The following is a 17,584-nucleotide window of genomic DNA, read 5'->3' as shown; positions in this document are numbered from 1 at the left end:
GGATAGGCATTATGACACTTCCCAGTAAAGCGCATCTTACCCGATCCCCACTCCGCATTCCCACCCAGATTAAGTAAGCTGTAACCTTCGGTTGAGTCGTCGCTGCAACAGTTCACGACATGCGCCCGGAACGGGCTACCGTGGACGGCCGGAAGGTCAAGGCTGCCGGATCTTGGAACTGCGGAGATGCTCAGAACGGGTATGCAAGAAATGAACGTGCCTTTGATTGACCGAAGCACATTTCTTTCAACGCTGCCGGCCACGTCGGGCGACCGGACCGCGGCACTGTGGATCGTTGGCGTCTCGTCGATCCTGTTCGCACTGGCCGTTCCGTTCGCAGGTATCCCGCTGCCGCCGGTCCCCGCCTTCGTCGCGAGCTATCAATCCGCCCTAGCAGTGAGCGACATCATCACGGCTGTACTGCTGCTCTCGCAGTTTTCGGTGCTGCGGACCCGCGCGCTGCTGTGGTTGTCGACCGGCTACCTGTTCACCGCCGCGGCAGCGCTGGTCCATGCCCTCACCTTCCCGGGCCTGTTCGCGCCAACCGGGCTGATTGGCGCGGGCAGCCAGACCACCGTCTGGCTTTACATGATCTGGCACGGGGGCTTCCCGCTGTTCGTGCTGGGCTATGCCTGGCTGAAGGAAAAGGACGGCGGCCCCAGGATCCGGGGTGCGACAAGCGGTCCGATCTACGCAATCGTGCTCGGCGTCTTCGCTGCCACGGGTGCCTTCACCTGGATCGTCACCGCGCAGCACGATCTGTTGCCGGTCCTGCTCCGTGACGGCCGTTACACACCGACCATGATCGGGGTCGTGTCCTTCGTGTGGTCGCTGAGCTTTGCCGCGCTCGTTTCGCTCTGGTTCCGCCGCCCGCATTCGGTGATCGACGTCTGGCTCATGGTCGTGATGTGCGCATGGCTGTTCGACATCGCGCTGTCTGCAGTCGTCAACATCGCGCGCTTCGATCTCGGTTTCTACGCCGGCCGTCTCTATGGCCTCTGCGCGTCGAGCGTCGTACTCGCGGTGCTGCTGATCGAGAACGTCCGCCTTCAGGCCCGGACGGTGGGCCTCGTCGGCAGGCTACGCGAGCAATCGGCGTCGGATCGCGACTTCTACGGCAAACGCCTCGCGCTGTACGGCGCCGTCGTCGAATCCTCCAACGACGCGATCATCACGAAGACGCTCGACGGCATCATCACCGGGTGGAACAAGGCCGCGGAGCACCTGTTCGGCTATTCCGCCGCGGAGGCCCTCGGCAGGTCGATCGACATCATCGTGCCCCCGGAGCGAAAGGGCGAAGTCAGGAGTATCCTCAACCGGATCGCCGGTAACGAGTCGATCGCCCAGCACGAGACGGTGCGGATTCGCAAGGACGGCCGCGCGATAAACGTCGTCCTGAATGTTTCTCCATTGAAATCGTACAACGGAGAGATCATCGGAGCCTCCAAGATCGCCCATGACATCACCGAGGAGAAGCAGGCGCAGGAGAAGCTTCGCCGCGAGATCGAGGAGCGCCAGCGCATCTTCGAGACCTCGCTGGACCTGATCCTCGTCACCGACGGTTTCGGCAATTTCATTCAGGTCAGCCCGAGCGTAAAGGACATCCTCGGCTTCAGTCCGGAAGACATGATCGGGCACAGCGCGACCGAGTTCATTCATCCTGACGACCTCGACAAGACCAGGGAAGAGATGCGCGCGGCGCGGCGCGGCGCGGTCAAGCGCAGCTTCGAGGCGCGCTACTATCACTACGACGGTCACGAGGTCACGCTGAACTGGATGGGCACATGGTCCGAGCCGGTGAAGCGCCATTTCTTCATCGGCCGAGATCTCACTGAGAAGCAGGCCGCCGAAGCCCAGTTCCGGCAAGTGCAGAAGATGGATTCCATCGGTCAATTGACCGGCGGTGTCGCGCATGACTTCAACAACGTGCTGACCGTCATCACCGGCACGATCGGCATTTTGGCGGACGCGGTCGCTGATCGTCCCGAGCTCGCCGCCATCACCAAGCTGATCGACGACGCCGCCGAACGCGGCGCGCAGCTGACCAAGCATCTGCTCGCCTTCGCCCGCAAGCAGCCGCTGCAGCCGCGCGAGATCGACGTCAACGCGTTGGCGCTCGAAGCCGCCAAGCTGCTGCACCCGACCCTGGGCGAGCAGATCACAATCATGCCGCAGCTTACCGAGGACGCCTGGCCGACGCTGGTCGACCCTGGCCAGCTATCCACCGCGATCCTCAATCTCGCATTGAACGCGCGCGATGCCATGCCCGACGGCGGCACCCTGGTGCTGGAGACCCGCAACATCTTCCTCGACGACGGCTATGCCAGCATGAACCCCGACGTCGTCGCCGGCAATTACGTCATGATTGCCGTCAGCGACACCGGCAGCGGAATTCCGCCGGACCTCATCGACCGGGTCTTCGACCCGTTCTTCACCACCAAGGAGGTCGGCAAGGGCACCGGCCTGGGCTTGAGCATGGTCTTCGGTTTCGTCAAGCAGTCGGGCGGCCACATCAAGATCTACAGCGAGGTAGGCCACGGCACGAGCGTGAAGATCTACCTGCCGCGCTCGACCGGGGTGCAGGAGACCGAATACGAGGTTCTCCAGAACGTGCCCATCACCGGCGGCAACGAGAGGATCCTGATCGTCGAGGATGACGCGCTGGTGCGGCAATATGTTGTGACGCAGATAAGGAGCCTCGGCTATACCGCGCTCGAGGCCGCCAATGGCGCGGAGGCCCTTACCATCATCGACAGCGACAAGGCCATCGACCTGCTCTTCACCGACATCATCATGCCCGGCAACATGAACGGCCGCCAGCTTGCCGACGAAGCGGCCCGGCGCCGCCCCGACCTCAAGACGCTGTTCACCTCGGGCTACACCGAAAATGCCATCGTCCATCATGGCCGGCTCGATTCCGGCGTGCTGCTGCTGGCGAAGCCCTATCGCAAGTCCGAGCTCGCCAAGATGCTCAGAACGGCGCTGGCCAGTTGAGCCCGCGACCTCTCTGCGCTATCGCAGAGGCGAACTCCTTTGAGCTCGCGAGGCCAGTTTGAACAACCTCCTCACCGATATCGCCGGCGTCCGCGTCGGTCATGCCGAGGATGCCAAAGTTGCCTCCGGCACGACCGCGATCATCTTCGATTCCCCGGCGGTCGCGGCCATAGATGTTCGCGGCGGCGGACCCGGCACGCGCGAGGTCTCGCTGCTCGACGTCGCCAATACGGTCGAGCGGATCGACGCGATCGCACTCTCCGGCGGCTCCGCCTTCGGTCTCGATGCCGGTGGCGGCGTACAGGCGTGGCTCGCCGAACAGGGCCGCGGTTTCAGGGTAAGAGAGGCCGTGATCCCCGTCGTCCCCGGCGCGATCGTGTTCGATCTGCTCAACGGCGGCGACAAGGCCTGGGGCCGCTTTTCGCCCTATCGCGACCTCGGCTACGCCGCTGCGGCTTCCGCCGGCGCTGACTTCGCGCTCGGCAGCGTCGGCGCGGGCCTGGGTGCCACCACCGCCACCTTCAAGGGTGGAATCGGTTCGGCATCGGCCTTGACTGCGAATGGCATCAAGGTCGGCGCGATCATGGTGGTGAATGCGGTCGGCAGCATCACAGTCGGCGAGGGCCCCTGGTTCTGGGCCGCCCCATTCGAGGAAAACGGCGAGTTCGGCGGACGGGGCCTGCCGCCAAGCTTCACGCCCGACATGCTGGCGATGCGCATCAAGGGCGGTCCGGCCGCGAGTGAGCGCGAGAACACGACGATCGGCCTTGTCGTCACCGACGCGATTCTGAGCAAGGCACAGGCCAAGCGGCTCGCGATGATCGCTCAGACCGGATTTGCCCGCGCGATCTATCCGGTGCACGCGCCACTCGACGGGGACGTGCTGTTCGCCGCGGCCACCTGCGAGAAGCCGATCGAGCCGCTGGTCGAGCTCACCGAACTTGGCATGGTCGCCGCCAACGTGGTCGCGCGCGCGATTGCAAGCGGCGTGTACAACGCGACCGCGCTGCCATTTCCGGGGGCGCTGCCGGCGTGGAAGGACACGTACGGTTAGAAACGAAAGGGCGGATACGGCGTTACCCCGGCAGGCCAGGGTGTACCGCCATGCCGTCTTCCGTGATCCGCTTCTTTCGCTATGCGCCCGACACGCGCGAGCTGCAGGTGACCTTTGTCAGCGGACGCCTCTATGTTTACGAGGATGTTCCGCCCGAGGTCGCCGCCAGGTTCAGGGATGCGCGCTCGAAGGGAGCGTTTTTCAACCACGAAATCCGTGACAGGTATGCTTATCGTGACATCACGCGCGAGTATGCCGGCTAAGCTCGGATGACGCTCACACGCTCATCGACATGGATGAGCCGACAGCCGCCGAAGAGCCCTGCCCCTGCCCGCCTTGCCGCTGCATCAACTGCGCGAACAGATCATAGGCCGAATTACGCGGGCTGGAGGCGCCCGGCACCGTGGTCGACATCTTGAAGCCGTCGGCATAGGTGACGGTCGTCGTGGTCGAGCCGTCGGCAGCTGTCGTCGTGGTCGAGGTCGACCCGCCCTTGGACTGCGACGAGGAATCCGATCCATCGCCCGAAGCGCCGGCACCTTGCGCGTGATGGTGTCCGTGGTGGCCGCTCTTCAGGGCCTTCGACATCTCATCGAGACTGACGTTGCCGTCGGAGTTCGCGTCGAGCTTCGAGAACACGTCGTCGGCCTGCGCAAGGTTGGTGCCGCCGGCGCCCAGCGCGTCCTCAAACTCGGACTTGCTGATGCTGCCGTCGTCGTCCGCATCGATCTGCGAGAACAGATCCTTGAGCGCAGCCTCCCGGCCCTTCGACGCCTGGGAGGACGAATTCGAAGAGGTCAAGGTCGCCGAACTGCTGGCGCCGTCGGTCGATTGGCTCTGCGCGGCGAGCAGCGCGCTCATGGTCGCCGGCGCGATCTGTGGAGGACTGCCTGAGCTGACCAACGGGGTCGTCATGCTGCCCGCGCTGTCGACCGCGAACGGGTTGGTTGCGCCTTGGGAAGATCCGGCCTTCTGCGTTGACCCGGCCTTCTGCGTCGACGAGGACGCCTTCGAATTCGTCAGCGACTGGATCACGTCGAGGGCACTGGAGACCGCGCCAAGGGCTAACAACATTGCACAACTCCAAACGACGCGGCATGCCGCGGCCAATGTTCTTTCAGGTAACGTCAGCAAGCGTCGTGCCAGCGCAAAAAGTTCAATGAATTCCGCCGCCACCCCGCCTTGGACGGCCCGGGAACGCCGGCAATTCATGCCGGTCGCGGCAGAAATTTCCGCCCACAGGAAGCACGCCTCCACTGCATTGCCCGCTACCGAGGCCCATGTTAGGCGAGGCCCATCTTTCACGGCCGCCACGGGAAAAAAGCGCCATGACCCAAGCCTTCGCCCCCCGCCCCCTGGCAATCGCGCCCTCGATCCTGGCTTCGGATTTCTCAAGGCTTGGCGAGGAGGTGCGTAGCGTCGACGCCGCCGGCGCCGACTGGATCCATCTCGACGTGATGGATGGTCACTTCGTTCCCAACATTTCCTACGGCCCCGACGTCATCAAGGCGATGCGCCCGCACACAAAGAAGGTGTTCGATGCGCATCTGATGATCTCGCCCTGTGATCCCTATCTCGAGGCCTTTGCGAAAGCCGGCTGCGACCACATCACCGTGCATGCGGAGGCCGGTCCACATTTGCACCGCTCGCTGCAGGCGATCCGCGCGCTCGGCAAGAAGGCCGGCGTCTCGCTCAATCCCGGCACGCCGGTCACCACGCTCGAATATGTCCTCGACCTCGTCGACCTCGTGCTGGTGATGTCGGTCAATCCCGGCTTCGGCGGCCAGGCCTTCATTCCCTCCGCGATCGACAAGATCCGCGACATCCGCGCGATGACGGCAGGACGCCCGATCGACATCGAGGTCGACGGCGGCGTCGGGCCCGATGTTGCGGGCGCGCTCGCCGCGGCCGGTGCCAACGCCTTCGTCGCCGGCACGTCCGTATTCAGGGGCGGCACGCAGGAAGCCTACAAGACCAACATCGCCGCGATCCGCAACGCGGCGCTAGGGGCCCGCGGCGAAGCGATTTGAGCTGGATCAAGCGGCGCATGGGGATGACAGGAAATGCCGCGGCTTTTACGGTTGTTGCAACGCGCAATGCCTAAAATTGCAGTGTTGATCCGTACTCACCCGGACTTCACTGATTCGCGCAAATCAACGCAAGTGATTCCTGCCTGCTTTTGACGGGAGGACCTTATGACGGCGACCCTGATCTGGACTGGCGTAGCGTTGTGGTTAGCGTTCAATGCGGCGATTGCGGCTCGCAGCTTCTACGTGGCACGACCGGCGAAAGCCGCAGCTTCTGCCCGCGTCATCCACCTTCATCGTCGGCGGGGCTGAGCGCCATGCAGATCGCACTCGTGAAGCGCCAGCCGAAGCGCAGGTGCCGGATCCCGCGTCGCCCGCATCCCGGCCTCGATTATTTCTTCGGCCGCCTCGAGCGCGCCGACGGCGGGCTGGACGACGACGCCGGGCCGGACACGACGGACCTCGACCATTCGTTCCCTCGCAGCGCCGACACTGACATTCCTTTCCGGAACAACTCCATGAAACCGCACTGCCCGAACTGCCTGAAGGAAATGACCAAGGCATCCGCCTCGCGCAACCTGTTCAATTGCGAGCCCTGCCGCGAGATCATCCAGTATTTTGGCGGCAGCGCGGATCATGGCGATCCCGGCCCGCAATTCTCCTGGCCGATCCGCCGCAAGCGCGTCCCGCACACTGCTCACGCGGCCTGATCCGGCCTAGACGGTCTCCTCCGCATCCCCGGCCATCCGCGGCGGCCGCACCACGGTGACGGTGCAGGCCGCTTCCGAGGCCACCTTGGCCGAGACGCTGCCGAGCAGCGTTCGCCTGAATGAGCCCTGCCGCGCGCCGATGATGACGTGGTCGACATGGTTGACCTCGACAAACTCCAGGATGGCGGCGGCGGGATCGACCGCCTCCAGCACATGAGCCGACAGCCGGCTCTCGTCCAATTTGAGCGGCGTCGCCCAATGCCGGAGCGCCACCAGACGGTCGACATGCTTGTTGGATCCCTGCTCGTCCAGCCTCCGGTCAATCGCGATCCGGTTCAGCTTGAGCACGTTGACGCAGGCAAGCCGCGCCGACGGCAAGGTGGCGAGAATGCGCTCGGTGGTCACGCGCAGCGCCTCGGTCAGCTCCGGTGTACCCTCCACCGTGTCGAGCGCAACCGCGAGGATCGGGCTCGAAGCGATTTGGGCGGCGACATCCGACTTCGCGTGCGGCGCCATGACGCCCTGGTTGAAGCGGCGGCGCCATGCGACACCGAGGGAATCCCGTTTGACCCGCTCCGAGCGCGTGGTGAGCTTGACCTGGTCCGGATGGGCGAGATCGAAGGCGAGCTGGGACGCCGTCGGATAGCGCCACACCGGCTCGATCTCGAGACAGCGCAACACCACCTCCTGAAGCCAGGGCGGGTAGTCGGCACGGAGCTTGCGCGGCGGATAGGGATCGCGCCACAGCCGGCGCCGCATCGCACGCAGCGTCTCGCCCTCGCCGAACGGCCGCTCGCCGGTGGTGAAGAAATACAGCAGCACGCCGAGCGAAAACAGATCGCTGCGCGGATCGTCGCGCACCCCAGACAACCGCTCGGGTGCCATGTAGGGCGCGGTGCCGTAAGGCAGGCGGAATTCCTCCTGCAAGAGATCCGGCAGATTGCTGTGATGCGACAGGCCGTAGTCGATCAGCACCGCCTCGCCGCTTTCACGGAACATGATGCTGCTCGGCTTGATGTCGTGATGGATCACGTTCTGCCGATGCAGATCGGCAAGCGCGGTTGCGATCTTGGCGACGAGCTGGCGCGCCTCGTCATACGGCAGCGGCAGGTCCGGCAGCCGCTTGTAGAGCGTGGTGCCGCCGATGCGCTCGAGCACGACATAGGCCTGACGCGCGAAATCGCCGGTGCCGAAGCAGGTCGGGACGTGCGGGCCCGCGAGCCGCGGCAGGATCATCATCTCCATCTCGAAGGAGACGATCGCGGCGGGGTCCTCGCCCTCCGACACCCGCGGGATCTTCATCAGCAAGGGCACGTCGATGCCGGGATGGGTGACCGTCCACAGCGTCGCCATGCCGCCGGCATGAACGCATTCACCGATGGTGTAACCGTCGATCTCCGCGCCGGATTTGACCAGTGATTTGGGCATGGCCGTCAGCGCCCCTGCGACAAGCGGTCGGCAAGCCAGTGCGGCAGGCCGTTGTCGCGGATCCTGCTTGCTGCGGTCGCGATGTCATAAGGCGCGCGGCAATAGGTGATCTGGCATGAGTCGGTGTCGAACAAGACGAAGGCTGCCGACGGATCGCCGTCGCGGGGCTGGCCGACCGAGCCGAGCACGGCAAGCCATTGCCGTCCGCTCAGCAGCTGCACCGGGACGTCGGTCTTCGGCACGAAGCTCGTCATCTTCGCCGTCACCGACATCGAATAGAGCGCGGGACGATGGATATGGCCGCAGAACGTGACATGGGCCGGCGTCGCAATCAGGCTCTTGGCGGCGTCGGCCGTCGAGCGGACATAGTGCCACCGCTGCGGGCTCGAGGCTTCCGAATGCACAAAGACACGACCGCCGTCCTCGATCAGCATCGGCAATTCCGCCAGGAACCGCCGCTGCGCGGTGTCGAGCCGGCCGCGGGTCCACTCGATCGCGATTTGCGCCTCGGCATTCATGGTCTCTGCCGAGGAATTGACCGCCTGGTCGTGATTGCCACGCACGGCGACAGCACCCTGGGCAACGAGCTCGATCGCGGTATCCACCACCCATTCGGGGTCGGCGCCATAACCGACGAAATCGCCGAGCAGGACGAACCGCTCGGCGCCCTTCGCACGGGCGACCTTCAGACAGGCCTCGAAGGCCTGCCGGTTGCCGTGGATATCCGAGAAGACAGCTAGGAGCACGCACCCTCCACCCTCAGGTTCTTATCGAAAGCCGATAAGGCCAAATTGAGGGAGGTCAAGAGATGCGCCAGCGCCGCGCCGTTTACCAGCGCGCCACTGTCACGACGGTGAAGGGCCTATTGCTCGTCCTTCGGGGGCATCCGGGGCGGCGGGATCGGCGTGAACACCGCGCCTTGTGCACCGGCAGGCGGGGCGATGAACTCGCCGGTCGAGGAATCGCCGCCGGTCGTCTCCAAAATCGTCTTGGGGGTCACATATTCGCGGACCATGTCGATGAGGCTGCCATCGCCGCCGCCGAAATCGGCCGCGCGGCCGCCTTGCGGATGTCCCAGCGCGATCTCGTTCTCCGCAGCATGGGTCTTGTCGGCGAGCCTGTCATTGTAGGGCACGCGGAAGGCCCGCGGGATGCCGCTCGGGCGATTGTCTTCATCCAGCTGCTCGACCCACAGATAGATCGAGCCGGGATCGCCCTGAAGCGAATGCGGCTCGACTATGCGGGCCTTCAGCAGCTTGAAGGTGGTCGGCAGCCGGTCGGCGCTGGCCCAGCCGAGCAGCCCGCGCATTTCGGTGAAGCTGACCACGTAGAAGGCGCTGGTCACGACCACGGCGACCGCCTTGAGCGACCAGTGCAGGCGCGCATAGACCAGCACGACCAGCAGCAGCGAGCCGATTACGGCGTAGGCGAGCGACAGCGTCAGGATGACCGTTTGCAGGCTAGTCACGACGCACCCTCGCAGCGTTATTGCTCACACCGGTCCTCGGATCGAGATCGGCGCCGTTGCGCCAACCGCTGCGGAACGTCTCCAGCAGCGATTTCGGCCGCTGGTCCACATTGACGACCTTGCCCTCGGCATCGAGCCGGAACCGTACGGCGGTCTTCTCGTCGCCGGTGTGATCGAGCGTGAACTTGTTGTCAAAGACCACCTGCGCCGTCGGATTGAGCTTCTGCACCTTCACATTGGCTGTCACGGGTTCGCCGGTCGTCGCCACGAAATGCGAGACGTTGACGGTATACTCGCCGGCCACGATGCCGCGCACCGTGACGATCTCCTCGCGGATCGGCGAGGCAATCTTCTTGCCGTTGACCATGATGAAGTCGTTGGCGCCGCCCCGGTCGTCGCGGTCGAGCGTGAGGAAGCCGGCCTCGCGGTGGCGATACCAGGCGATATTGCCCGCGGGATCCTGCACGAACAGGTCGAGATCGTCGGGGTGGCTGTCCGGCCAGTCCAGCGTGATCATGAACTCGGCCTTGGAGTCGATCTTGCCTTCCTTGGCGTCCGGGGAGACCGCGAGCAGCGCCAGGAAGAAGAGAAACGCGATCACCTGGAGCGCCTTGAACAGCATCACGCCCAGCGGATCGAACGGCTCCTCGCGTGGATAGAGACCGAAATCATCCATCATGACGAGGTCCCGTCGCCTTTGATTCCAGCACCTTGGCGCTCAAGCACCGGCGTCACATAGGTCTCGGTCAGCACAACCGCATCCGAGAACACCCGCTGGGTTGCAGCGTCGAGCATGTAATACTGGATGCGGACCAGGATCGAGCCGACGAGGCCGGCGAGCGTCGTGTACATCGCGACCGCCATGCCGTCGCTCATCAGCCCCATCGAGGAGCGCATCGCGACCTTGTCGGCGGCGTCCAGCCCCGCGATCGGCGCCAGCATGATGATGAAGCCGACGATGGTGCCGAGCAGGCCGAGCTTCATCAGCGTGTCCGAGACGAAGGCACCAAAGCCGTTGGAGCCGCGCAGCCGGTCCGCGAGCGTCCGCAGCAACAGGGTCTGGTCGACCGGCCGGTAGTCCTGCGCGGCGGCCTTGGTCACCAGGCTCTCGATGTGATCGCGTACGAGGCCGCGCGGCAGCGCAGTCGCCCCCGCCTCCAGCGCCTTGCTGCCGCCGGTAGCCGATAGCATCGCCCGGCAGCGCCGCGCCGCGGCCCCCTCACGGGCGATCGCGCGCGTGCGCAGGAAGCAGTGGCCGCAGGTGACGACATAGAGCAACGCGATGACGCTCGAAATGTACGTTCGGTCCGAGGTCAGCATCAGGCGGATCAGGCCGAACCGCCACAGCAGCACGACGGCGAAGATCGACAGCCCCGTGAAGATCATCCAGAACAGGAGCGCGCTGCGCTCGGATGGGTCGGTCGCGGACGGCGCGATCGGTCCAATCGTCATCGAACTCATGCCGCACCGCTCCTGGCTTGCAACGATTCCCCACCCGATTAGATCAAAGCCGCCGCGTCCGGTCCAAAGACCCATGCCCAATCCGGCGTGGGAAATTTGCCCGAGCTGCAATTCCGCCATACCCCGCGATTGGCAAGGCGCGGTGGCGTTGTTAGGCTGAGCTTATCAAACGTTGGGGGTGATCGCATGCGCCTCGTGCTTCAGCTCGTCGCCCGTCTGCTGCTTATCGTGGCACTCTGCCTTGGCGCGGCAACCCTATGGGCCACGTTCGACGCCTATCGCAGCGTCGACCGGGCGACTGCGGCCTCGGCACAGCGGGTCGCGCAGGCGCTTCAGGCCCTGTATTGGCGCGAGCTTTTGTTGCGCAGCAGCAGAGCGCGCGAGCATCTCCTGCCCGTTCCGGACTGGCGCACCCTGGAGACCATGAAGCTGATCTCGCCCGGCGTCTGCGTCGAGTTCCAGCCCGCTACAACGTTCGAGAAGCCGCTCTGCGGACAGAGCGAGGGGCTAGGCAAGGCGCCGCCACGCTGGTTCGCCGCTGTTGTGCCGACCTTCCTCGGCAACCATGCCGAAGTGGTGCGGCCGGTCAGCCCCCGCGCCGCTTCTGCCGGCACCGTGGTCGCGACGCCGGATGCCGCAGCCGCCATCTCGCTCGCTTGGGAGTACATCCTCAACGTGATCGACGTCGCGCTATTGATGGCGGCAGCGATTGCGCTACTGGCTTCGCTGGCGATCGCGCATGCGCTGGCACCGGCGCGCGCGATCGTGACCGCCTTGCAGCGCATGGCTCGCGGACAGTATCGCACCAAGCTGCCGCGCTTCCGCTCTATGGAGCTGGCGATGATCGGCAGCGCCGTCGATGCGCTCGGCGCCCGGCTGGAGGAGGCGACCGAGCAGCGCGCCGCCCTGACGCGACGCCTGATCGAGATCCGCGACGACGAGCGCCGCGCCCTCGCCCGCGAACTCCACGACGAGTTCGGACAGAATCTCTCCGCCATTCTCGCCTTCGCCAACACGATCGAAACGGCGAGCGCGAAAGACAAGAGGGACAACGGCATCGCACAGGATGCACGCATGATCTCGCAGGCTACCCATCATCTGATGGCCTCGCTCCGCGATGCGCTGAAACGCCTGCGCAATCCCCTGCCCGTGGAGCTCGGACTCGAGGCGAGCCTCGTCAATCTCGTCGACAGCTGGCGCTCGCAGAGCGCGGCGCGACCGACGATCCAGCTCGACCTCAGGGGTGATCTGACGGACGTGCGCGGACCGGCCGCCACCACCGCCTATCGCGTGGCGCAGGAATGTCTGACCAACGCGCTGCGTCACGGTGCGGCACGCGAGATCTCTTTGCGGATCGAACGGCGTGCCGGCGACGATGACGCGCTCCTGATCCGGGTCGAGGACGACGGCGGCGGCGATGCGGAGCGCGTCGCGCAATCGGCCGGCTTCGGCCTCACCGGCATCCGCGAACGCGTTGCGGCCGCCGGTGGATCGCTGTCGATCCTGCCTGCCCGCAATGGCCTCAGTGTCGCCGCCACCATCCCGCTCGCCGCGTGAGGCCGAAATGAGCGAGGTTGCAGCAACAGGCATCTCCGTGCTGCTCGTCGACGACCATCCGATCGTCCGGCAAGGCTATCGGCGCGTGCTGGAAAGCCAGGGCGATCTGCATGTCGTGGCGGAAGCCGACAACGCCGCGGACGCCTACGGCGCCTTCAAGGCGCATGATCCCGACGTCGTCGTGCTCGACATCTCGATGCCGGGCGCGAGCGGGCTGGAGGCGATCCGCAACATCCGCGCGCGCAGCCCGCGGGCGCGGATCCTCGTTTTCACCATGCACAACGAGGCCGTGCTGGTGAAAGCCGCCTTCAGCGCAGGCGCGAGCGGCTTCGTCACCAAGAGCAGCGAGCCGTCCGCAGTGGTAGGTGCCATCCGCAGTGTTGCTCGCGGCGAACGCGCGATGAGCGACGACATCGCGCATATCCTCGCCGAGGACAGCCTGTCGACCGGCTCAGTTCTGGATCAACTGGGCGAACGCGAGATCGAGATATTGCGCCAGTTCGCCGGCGGCGCCACCACCGAGGAGATCGCGGCGCACCTCAATCTCAGCGTGAAGACGGTGCAGAATTATCACTACCTCATCAAAACCAAGACCGGCGCGCGCACGGATGCGCAGCTGGTGCGCCTCGCGGCGACGTGCGGGCTGACGAGGATCTAGCAGCAGAGCTGCCAGACCGTGCCGGCCCCGGGAAGCTTCTCAATCTGTTGAACAAAATTGGAACGGAGACCATCCCTGTCCGGTTAGTATCGGAGTGAAGGAGTCATAGGTCATGAGTAAGGGTCATCACAACGCAGTCGACCATCCCCCAATCATCACAGTAGGCGAGCTTATCGACGAACTCTGCCGTCTGCCGGACACCGCCGTCGTTCACTTCCGTTGCCCCATGCTCGAACAGGAGCTGACCTTCTACCGCCTGCGCAAGCGGTCAAAGGATGCCGTCGAAATCGCGGTCAATGCCTATCCGGAAAGTCCCCCGGTCGTGCCCTCGTCCGAGCCGAACGTCCATGCGCGGAGACGCTCGGCGTCCTCGACGCCGGCTCACAATGGCGTCGATCTTCAGAAGGCGCGGGTGTGACTGGTACGCGGTGAGGAGGTGCGGCGGTCTATCCCGCCTTCAGCCCGCGCAGCAGCAGCGCCAGCGTCGCATCCACGCGTGCGGAGAGATCGGCGTCCCTCCACTCGTCGGCATGAGCCGGGTGGTGGAAGCGGACGGTGGCATCGAAGACGGCACGCGCGGTGGTCTTGACGTCGTCCACAGCGAACACGCCTTGCTTTACGCCGTCGCCCAGGATCGCCGCGATCTGGTCGATCATGGTATCCTTGTGACACTTGACGGCTGCGCATGCCTCGCGCGCCAGCGTCAGATAGGTGTCGAACATCTCGGGGTCGTCGAGGACGCGCGAACGCTTGGCAGCAAAGAGCGTACGCAGCCAGCGTTCGAGCCTGGCCGGCGCCGGGCCCTGCTCCTCGACGATCGCGCGCAACGGCGCGTCGATGCGGTCGAGCCAGCGTTTGGCGACGGCCTCGCGCAGCGAGGCCTTGCTCGGAAAATGGCGGTAGACGCTACCGTGGCTCACATCGAGCGCACGGGCAACGTCGACCACGGTGGCCTTGGCAAGTCCGAAGCGCCTGAGCACGTCCTCGGTGACTTCGAGGATCCGCTCCGGCGTCAAGACAACAGCTTCATTCATGCCAGCACCATGTTCCCGTTGAGGGCTCAGTTACCCCGGCAGTAGGGCCGCTTCCGAAGCGCCCTGACCGGTCGTTTCGGAAAGCCTATGCCTTAATGAGGCAGTTTTGCAGCCTGCGCCGCGATCTGGCGCGCGACCAGCACATTGAGCCAATGCCCAATCACGCCGGTCAAATTGAGGATTTCGGTGGTCATCGTCCAAGTCTCCATTCGTCCGCGGTCCCGTTCTTCAATCCGCCCTCCGATCCGAGATTGCTTCGGATGTCAGGCTCCCCGGGGCTTGTCGCGAGACGCCCAATCGGAGCGTCCGAGAACGGATATACACGTCTCGCTGACAGATTTCAATATCTGTCAGTCAATGATCCGTGATTGACATCCATTTTTTGATCTGCGGGGGCGGGCTGTCTCAGCCCCCCACCGCTGGATTAGCCGCTCCATAACTCGCTCGGCGGGCCGGGACCGTTTGTTTCGCCCTCGCCGCTCTGCTAAATCGCGGCGTAAAAAGCATTTTGGCCGGAGCCTGCGCCCCTAGCCTCCCTTGGGGCGTCCCCGCCCACCTCTTTGGAGCCGTCAGATGATCCCCCGCTATACCCGCCCGGAAATGGCCTCCATCTGGGAGCCGCAGACCCGGTTCAAGATCTGGTTCGAGATCGAGGCGCACGCGGCGGACGCCCTCGCCGAGCTGGGGACCATCCCCAAGCACGCCGCCAAGACGGTTTGGGAAAAAGCCAGGAACGCCACCTTCGACGTCGCCCGCATCGACGAGATCGAGCGCGAGACCAAGCACGACGTCATCGCCTTCCTCACTCACCTTGCCGAGATCGTCGGCCCCGAGGCGCGTTTCGTGCATCAGGGCATGACCTCCTCCGACGTGCTCGACACCTGCCTCAACGTCCAGCTCACCCGCGCCGCCGACCTGCTGCTTGCCGATCTCGATAAGGTGTTGGCAGCGCTGAAGAAGCGCGCCTTCGAGCACAAGATGACCCCGACCATCGGTCGCAGCCACGGCATCCACGCCGAGCCCGTGACCTTTGGTCTCAAGCTCGCTTATGCCTATGCCGAATTCACGCGCGCCAAGGAGCGCCTGATCGCGGCGCGCAAGGAAGTCGCGACTTGCGCCATCTCCGGCGCTGTCGGCACATTTGCGCAGATCGATCCCCGCGTCGAGGAGCATGTCGCAAAGGCCATGGGTCTCGTGCCGGAGCCGATCTCGACGCAGGTGATCCCGCGCGACCGCCACGCGATGTACTTCTCGACCCTTGGCGTGATTGCCTCCTCGGTCGAGCGCATCGCGGTGGAGATCCGCCACATGCAGCGCACCGAGGTGCTGGAGGCCGAGGAGTTCTTCTCCGAGGGGCAGAAGGGCTCCTCCGCGATGCCGCACAAGCGCAACCCGGTGCTGTCGGAGAACCTCACCGGCCTCTCGCGCATGGTCCGCGCCTATGTGACGCCGGCTCTGGAGAACGTCGTGCTCTGGCACGAGCGCGACATCTCGCACTCGTCGGCCGAGCGCATGATGGGTCCGGATGCGACCGTCACGCTCGACTTCGCGCTGGTGCGCCTCGCCGGCCTGATCGACAAGCTCCTGGTGTATCCCGCCAACATGCAGAAGAATCTCGACCGCCTCGGCGGCCTCGTGCACTCCCAGCGCGTGCTGCTGGCGCTGACGCAGAAGGGCGCGAGCCGCGAGGACGCCTACAAGCTCGTGCAGCGCAACGCCATGCCGGTCTGGCGCGGCGAGGGCGACTTCCTGCAGCTGCTGAAGAAGGACGCTGAAGTGAAGAAGTATCTCACCGACGCCGAGATCGACGAGCAGTTCGACCTCGGCTATCACTTCAAGCACGTCGACACGATCTTCAAGCGCGTCTTCGGGGAGAGCTGACATTCTTCGTCATTCCGGGGCACGCGAAGCGTGAACCCGGAATTTCGCGCTACAATCTCCAGATTCCGGGTTCGATGCGTCGCATCGCCCCGGAATGACGACGAAACCCGCAAAAACCGGATCTCCCTCATGCCCATCGTCAACCGCGTTGCCGCCCTCTCCGACGAAATGGCCGCCTGGCGCCATGACTTCCACGAGAATCCCGAATTGCTCTACGAGGTCCACCGCACCGCCGGCATCGTCGCCGACAAGCTGCGGGAGTTCGGCTGCGACGAGGTGGTGACGGGCATCGGCCGCACCGGAGTCGTTGGCGTGATCCGCGGCCGCAAGTCCGCCTCCGGCAAGACCATCGGCCTGCGCGCCGATATGGACGCGCTGCCGATCATGGAGACCTCGGGCGTGCCTTATGCGTCGAAGGTCCCCGGCAAGATGCATGCCTGCGGCCATGACGGCCACACCGCGATGCTCCTGGGTGCCGCCAAATACCTCTCCGAGACCCGCAATTTCGACGGCACCGCGATCGTGATTTTCCAGCCCGCCGAAGAAGGCGGCGGCGGTGGCAAGGCCATGGTCGAGGACGGGCTTATGACGCGCTGGAACATCCAGGAGGTCTACGGCATGCACAACATGCCCGGCCTGCCGGAAGGCCATTTCGCAACCACGCCCGGCGCGATGCTCGCTTCCTCCGACAACATCCAGATCACCGTCCATGGCAAGGGCGGCCACGCCGGCGCCGGTCCGCACAAATCCGTCGACAGCGTGCTGATCGGCTCGCAGATCGTCAATGCGCTGCAATCGATCGTCGCGCGCAACGTCGATCCGCTCAAGTCGGCGGTCATCTCGATCACGCAATTCCACTCCGGCACGGCCTTCAACATCATCCCTGAAATCGCCGAGCTCGGCGGGACCGTGCGCACGCTCGATCCTGAGGTGCGCGATCTCGTCGAGCGCCGCATCGGCGAGGTTGCCGAGAGCGTCGCCCGCGCCTATGGCGGCTCAGCCGAGACGAAATACACGCGGATGTATCCGGTGACGATGAACCATGCGCGCGAAGCCGGGCTTGCCGCCGACGTCGCCCGCGACATCGTCGGCACTGACCGCGTCAATGACAAGTTCATCCCGATGATGGGCGCCGAGGACTTCTCCTTCATGCTTGAGGCGCGTCCCGGCGCGATGGTGCTGGTCGGCATGGGCGACGGCAACGAATGCCATCACCCGTCCTACGTCTTCAACGACAACATCCTTGGCCACGGCGCCTCGTTTTGGGCGCGGCTGGTCGAGACGCGGATGCCGGCGGGTTGATTGATCGTGG

Annotated in this window: 17 protein-coding genes; 10 read left to right on the top strand and 7 right to left on the bottom strand. The window is 64.9% G+C overall.

Annotated elements, in window-relative coordinates:
• Positions 1-186 precede the first annotated feature (186 nt).
• From IVB28_RS10705 to IVB28_RS10695, 3 genes are read left to right on the top strand one after another with little or no spacing between them, the layout of a single operon-like run.
• Positions 187-2,994: a PAS domain S-box protein gene (locus IVB28_RS10705; protein WP_247526030.1), complete on the top strand. Its 2,808-nt coding sequence runs from the start codon at positions 187-189 to the stop codon at positions 2,992-2,994.
• Positions 2,995-3,052: 58 nt separating this feature from the next.
• Positions 3,053-4,048 (top strand): P1 family peptidase, encoded by a 996-nt coding sequence (locus tag IVB28_RS10700; protein WP_247526029.1) that lies wholly within the window; start codon positions 3,053-3,055, stop codon positions 4,046-4,048.
• Positions 4,049-4,098: 50 nt separating this feature from the next.
• On the top strand, positions 4,099-4,311 hold the full coding sequence (locus IVB28_RS10695) for a KTSC domain-containing protein (protein WP_247526028.1): 213 nt from the start codon (positions 4,099-4,101) through the stop codon (positions 4,309-4,311).
• A gap of 13 nt (positions 4,312-4,324) precedes the next feature.
• Here the strand turns inward: IVB28_RS10695 and IVB28_RS10690 are convergent, their stop codons facing one another.
• Positions 4,325-5,122, bottom strand: coding sequence for an EF-hand domain-containing protein (locus tag IVB28_RS10690; RefSeq protein WP_247526027.1), 798 nt, complete (start codon positions 5,120-5,122; stop codon positions 4,325-4,327).
• 254 nt (positions 5,123-5,376) lie between these two features.
• Here IVB28_RS10690 and rpe point away from each other — a divergent pair, with 254 nt between their 5' ends.
• Both rpe and IVB28_RS10680 read left to right on the top strand, forming a co-directional pair.
• A complete protein-coding gene (rpe, locus tag IVB28_RS10685) occupies positions 5,377-6,078 on the top strand; it encodes a ribulose-phosphate 3-epimerase (protein ID WP_247526026.1) in 702 nt (233 codons plus the stop codon).
• Positions 6,079-6,392: 314 nt separating this feature from the next.
• A complete protein-coding gene (locus IVB28_RS10680; protein ID WP_247526025.1) occupies positions 6,393-6,785 on the top strand; it encodes a hypothetical protein in 393 nt (130 codons plus the stop codon).
• Positions 6,786-6,791: 6 nt separating this feature from the next.
• Here IVB28_RS10680 and IVB28_RS10675 read toward each other — a convergent pair whose 3' ends face one another.
• The 5 genes from IVB28_RS10675 to IVB28_RS10655 form a co-directional block, all read right to left on the bottom strand.
• On the bottom strand, positions 6,792-8,213 hold the full coding sequence (locus tag IVB28_RS10675) for a bifunctional serine/threonine-protein kinase/universal stress protein (RefSeq protein WP_247526024.1): 1,422 nt from the start codon (positions 8,211-8,213) through the stop codon (positions 6,792-6,794).
• A 5-nt stretch (positions 8,214-8,218) separates the two neighbouring features.
• Positions 8,219-8,959, bottom strand: a complete 741-nt coding sequence (locus IVB28_RS10670; protein ID WP_247526023.1) for a metallophosphoesterase family protein — start codon at positions 8,957-8,959, stop codon at positions 8,219-8,221.
• A gap of 116 nt (positions 8,960-9,075) precedes the next feature.
• Positions 9,076-9,681, bottom strand: coding sequence for a hypothetical protein (locus tag IVB28_RS10665; protein ID WP_247526022.1), 606 nt, complete (start codon positions 9,679-9,681; stop codon positions 9,076-9,078).
• Positions 9,674-10,360 (bottom strand): hypothetical protein, encoded by a 687-nt coding sequence (locus tag IVB28_RS10660; RefSeq protein ID WP_247526021.1) that lies wholly within the window; start codon positions 10,358-10,360, stop codon positions 9,674-9,676. The genes IVB28_RS10665 and IVB28_RS10660 overlap by 8 nt, the downstream gene beginning before the upstream one ends.
• Positions 10,357-11,142 carry a MotA/TolQ/ExbB proton channel family protein gene (locus IVB28_RS10655; protein ID WP_247526020.1) on the bottom strand — a complete coding sequence of 262 codons (786 nt, stop codon included), beginning with the start codon at positions 11,140-11,142 and terminating at the stop codon, positions 10,357-10,359. The genes IVB28_RS10660 and IVB28_RS10655 overlap by 4 nt, the downstream gene beginning before the upstream one ends.
• Before the next feature lie 186 nt (positions 11,143-11,328).
• Between IVB28_RS10655 and IVB28_RS10650 the strand changes: the two genes are divergently transcribed.
• The 3 genes from IVB28_RS10650 (at position 11,329) to IVB28_RS10640 (ending at position 13,775) form a co-directional block, all read left to right on the top strand.
• The gene (locus IVB28_RS10650) at positions 11,329-12,699 is read left to right on the top strand and encodes a histidine kinase (RefSeq protein WP_247526019.1); all 1,371 of its coding nucleotides are present in this window, start codon (positions 11,329-11,331) and stop codon (positions 12,697-12,699) included.
• Positions 12,700-12,706: 7 nt separating this feature from the next.
• The gene (locus tag IVB28_RS10645; protein ID WP_247526018.1) at positions 12,707-13,357 is read left to right on the top strand and encodes a response regulator transcription factor; all 651 of its coding nucleotides are present in this window, start codon (positions 12,707-12,709) and stop codon (positions 13,355-13,357) included.
• Between the two features lie 112 nt (positions 13,358-13,469).
• Entirely contained in the window at positions 13,470-13,775 is a 306-nt protein-coding gene (locus tag IVB28_RS10640) for a hypothetical protein (RefSeq protein WP_247526017.1), read from the top strand.
• 28 nt (positions 13,776-13,803) lie between these two features.
• Here the strand turns inward: IVB28_RS10640 and IVB28_RS10635 are convergent, their stop codons facing one another.
• On the bottom strand, positions 13,804-14,391 hold the full coding sequence (locus IVB28_RS10635) for a TetR family transcriptional regulator (protein ID WP_247526016.1): 588 nt from the start codon (positions 14,389-14,391) through the stop codon (positions 13,804-13,806).
• 573 nt (positions 14,392-14,964) lie between these two features.
• Here IVB28_RS10635 and purB point away from each other — a divergent pair.
• Together purB and IVB28_RS10625 are read left to right on the top strand one after the other, a co-directional pair.
• Positions 14,965-16,272 (top strand): adenylosuccinate lyase, encoded by a 1,308-nt coding sequence (purB, locus tag IVB28_RS10630; RefSeq protein ID WP_247526015.1) that lies wholly within the window; start codon positions 14,965-14,967, stop codon positions 16,270-16,272.
• A 129-nt stretch (positions 16,273-16,401) separates the two neighbouring features.
• The gene (locus tag IVB28_RS10625) at positions 16,402-17,574 is read left to right on the top strand and encodes a M20 aminoacylase family protein (protein ID WP_247526014.1); all 1,173 of its coding nucleotides are present in this window, start codon (positions 16,402-16,404) and stop codon (positions 17,572-17,574) included.
• The last annotated feature ends 10 nt before the right edge of the window (positions 17,575-17,584 follow it).

The organism is Bradyrhizobium sp. 199, assembly GCF_023073355.1.
In the GTDB taxonomy this organism is placed as follows: Bacteria; Pseudomonadota; Alphaproteobacteria; order Rhizobiales; family Xanthobacteraceae; genus Bradyrhizobium.
This window is presented reverse-complemented; position numbering and strand designations above follow the sequence as displayed.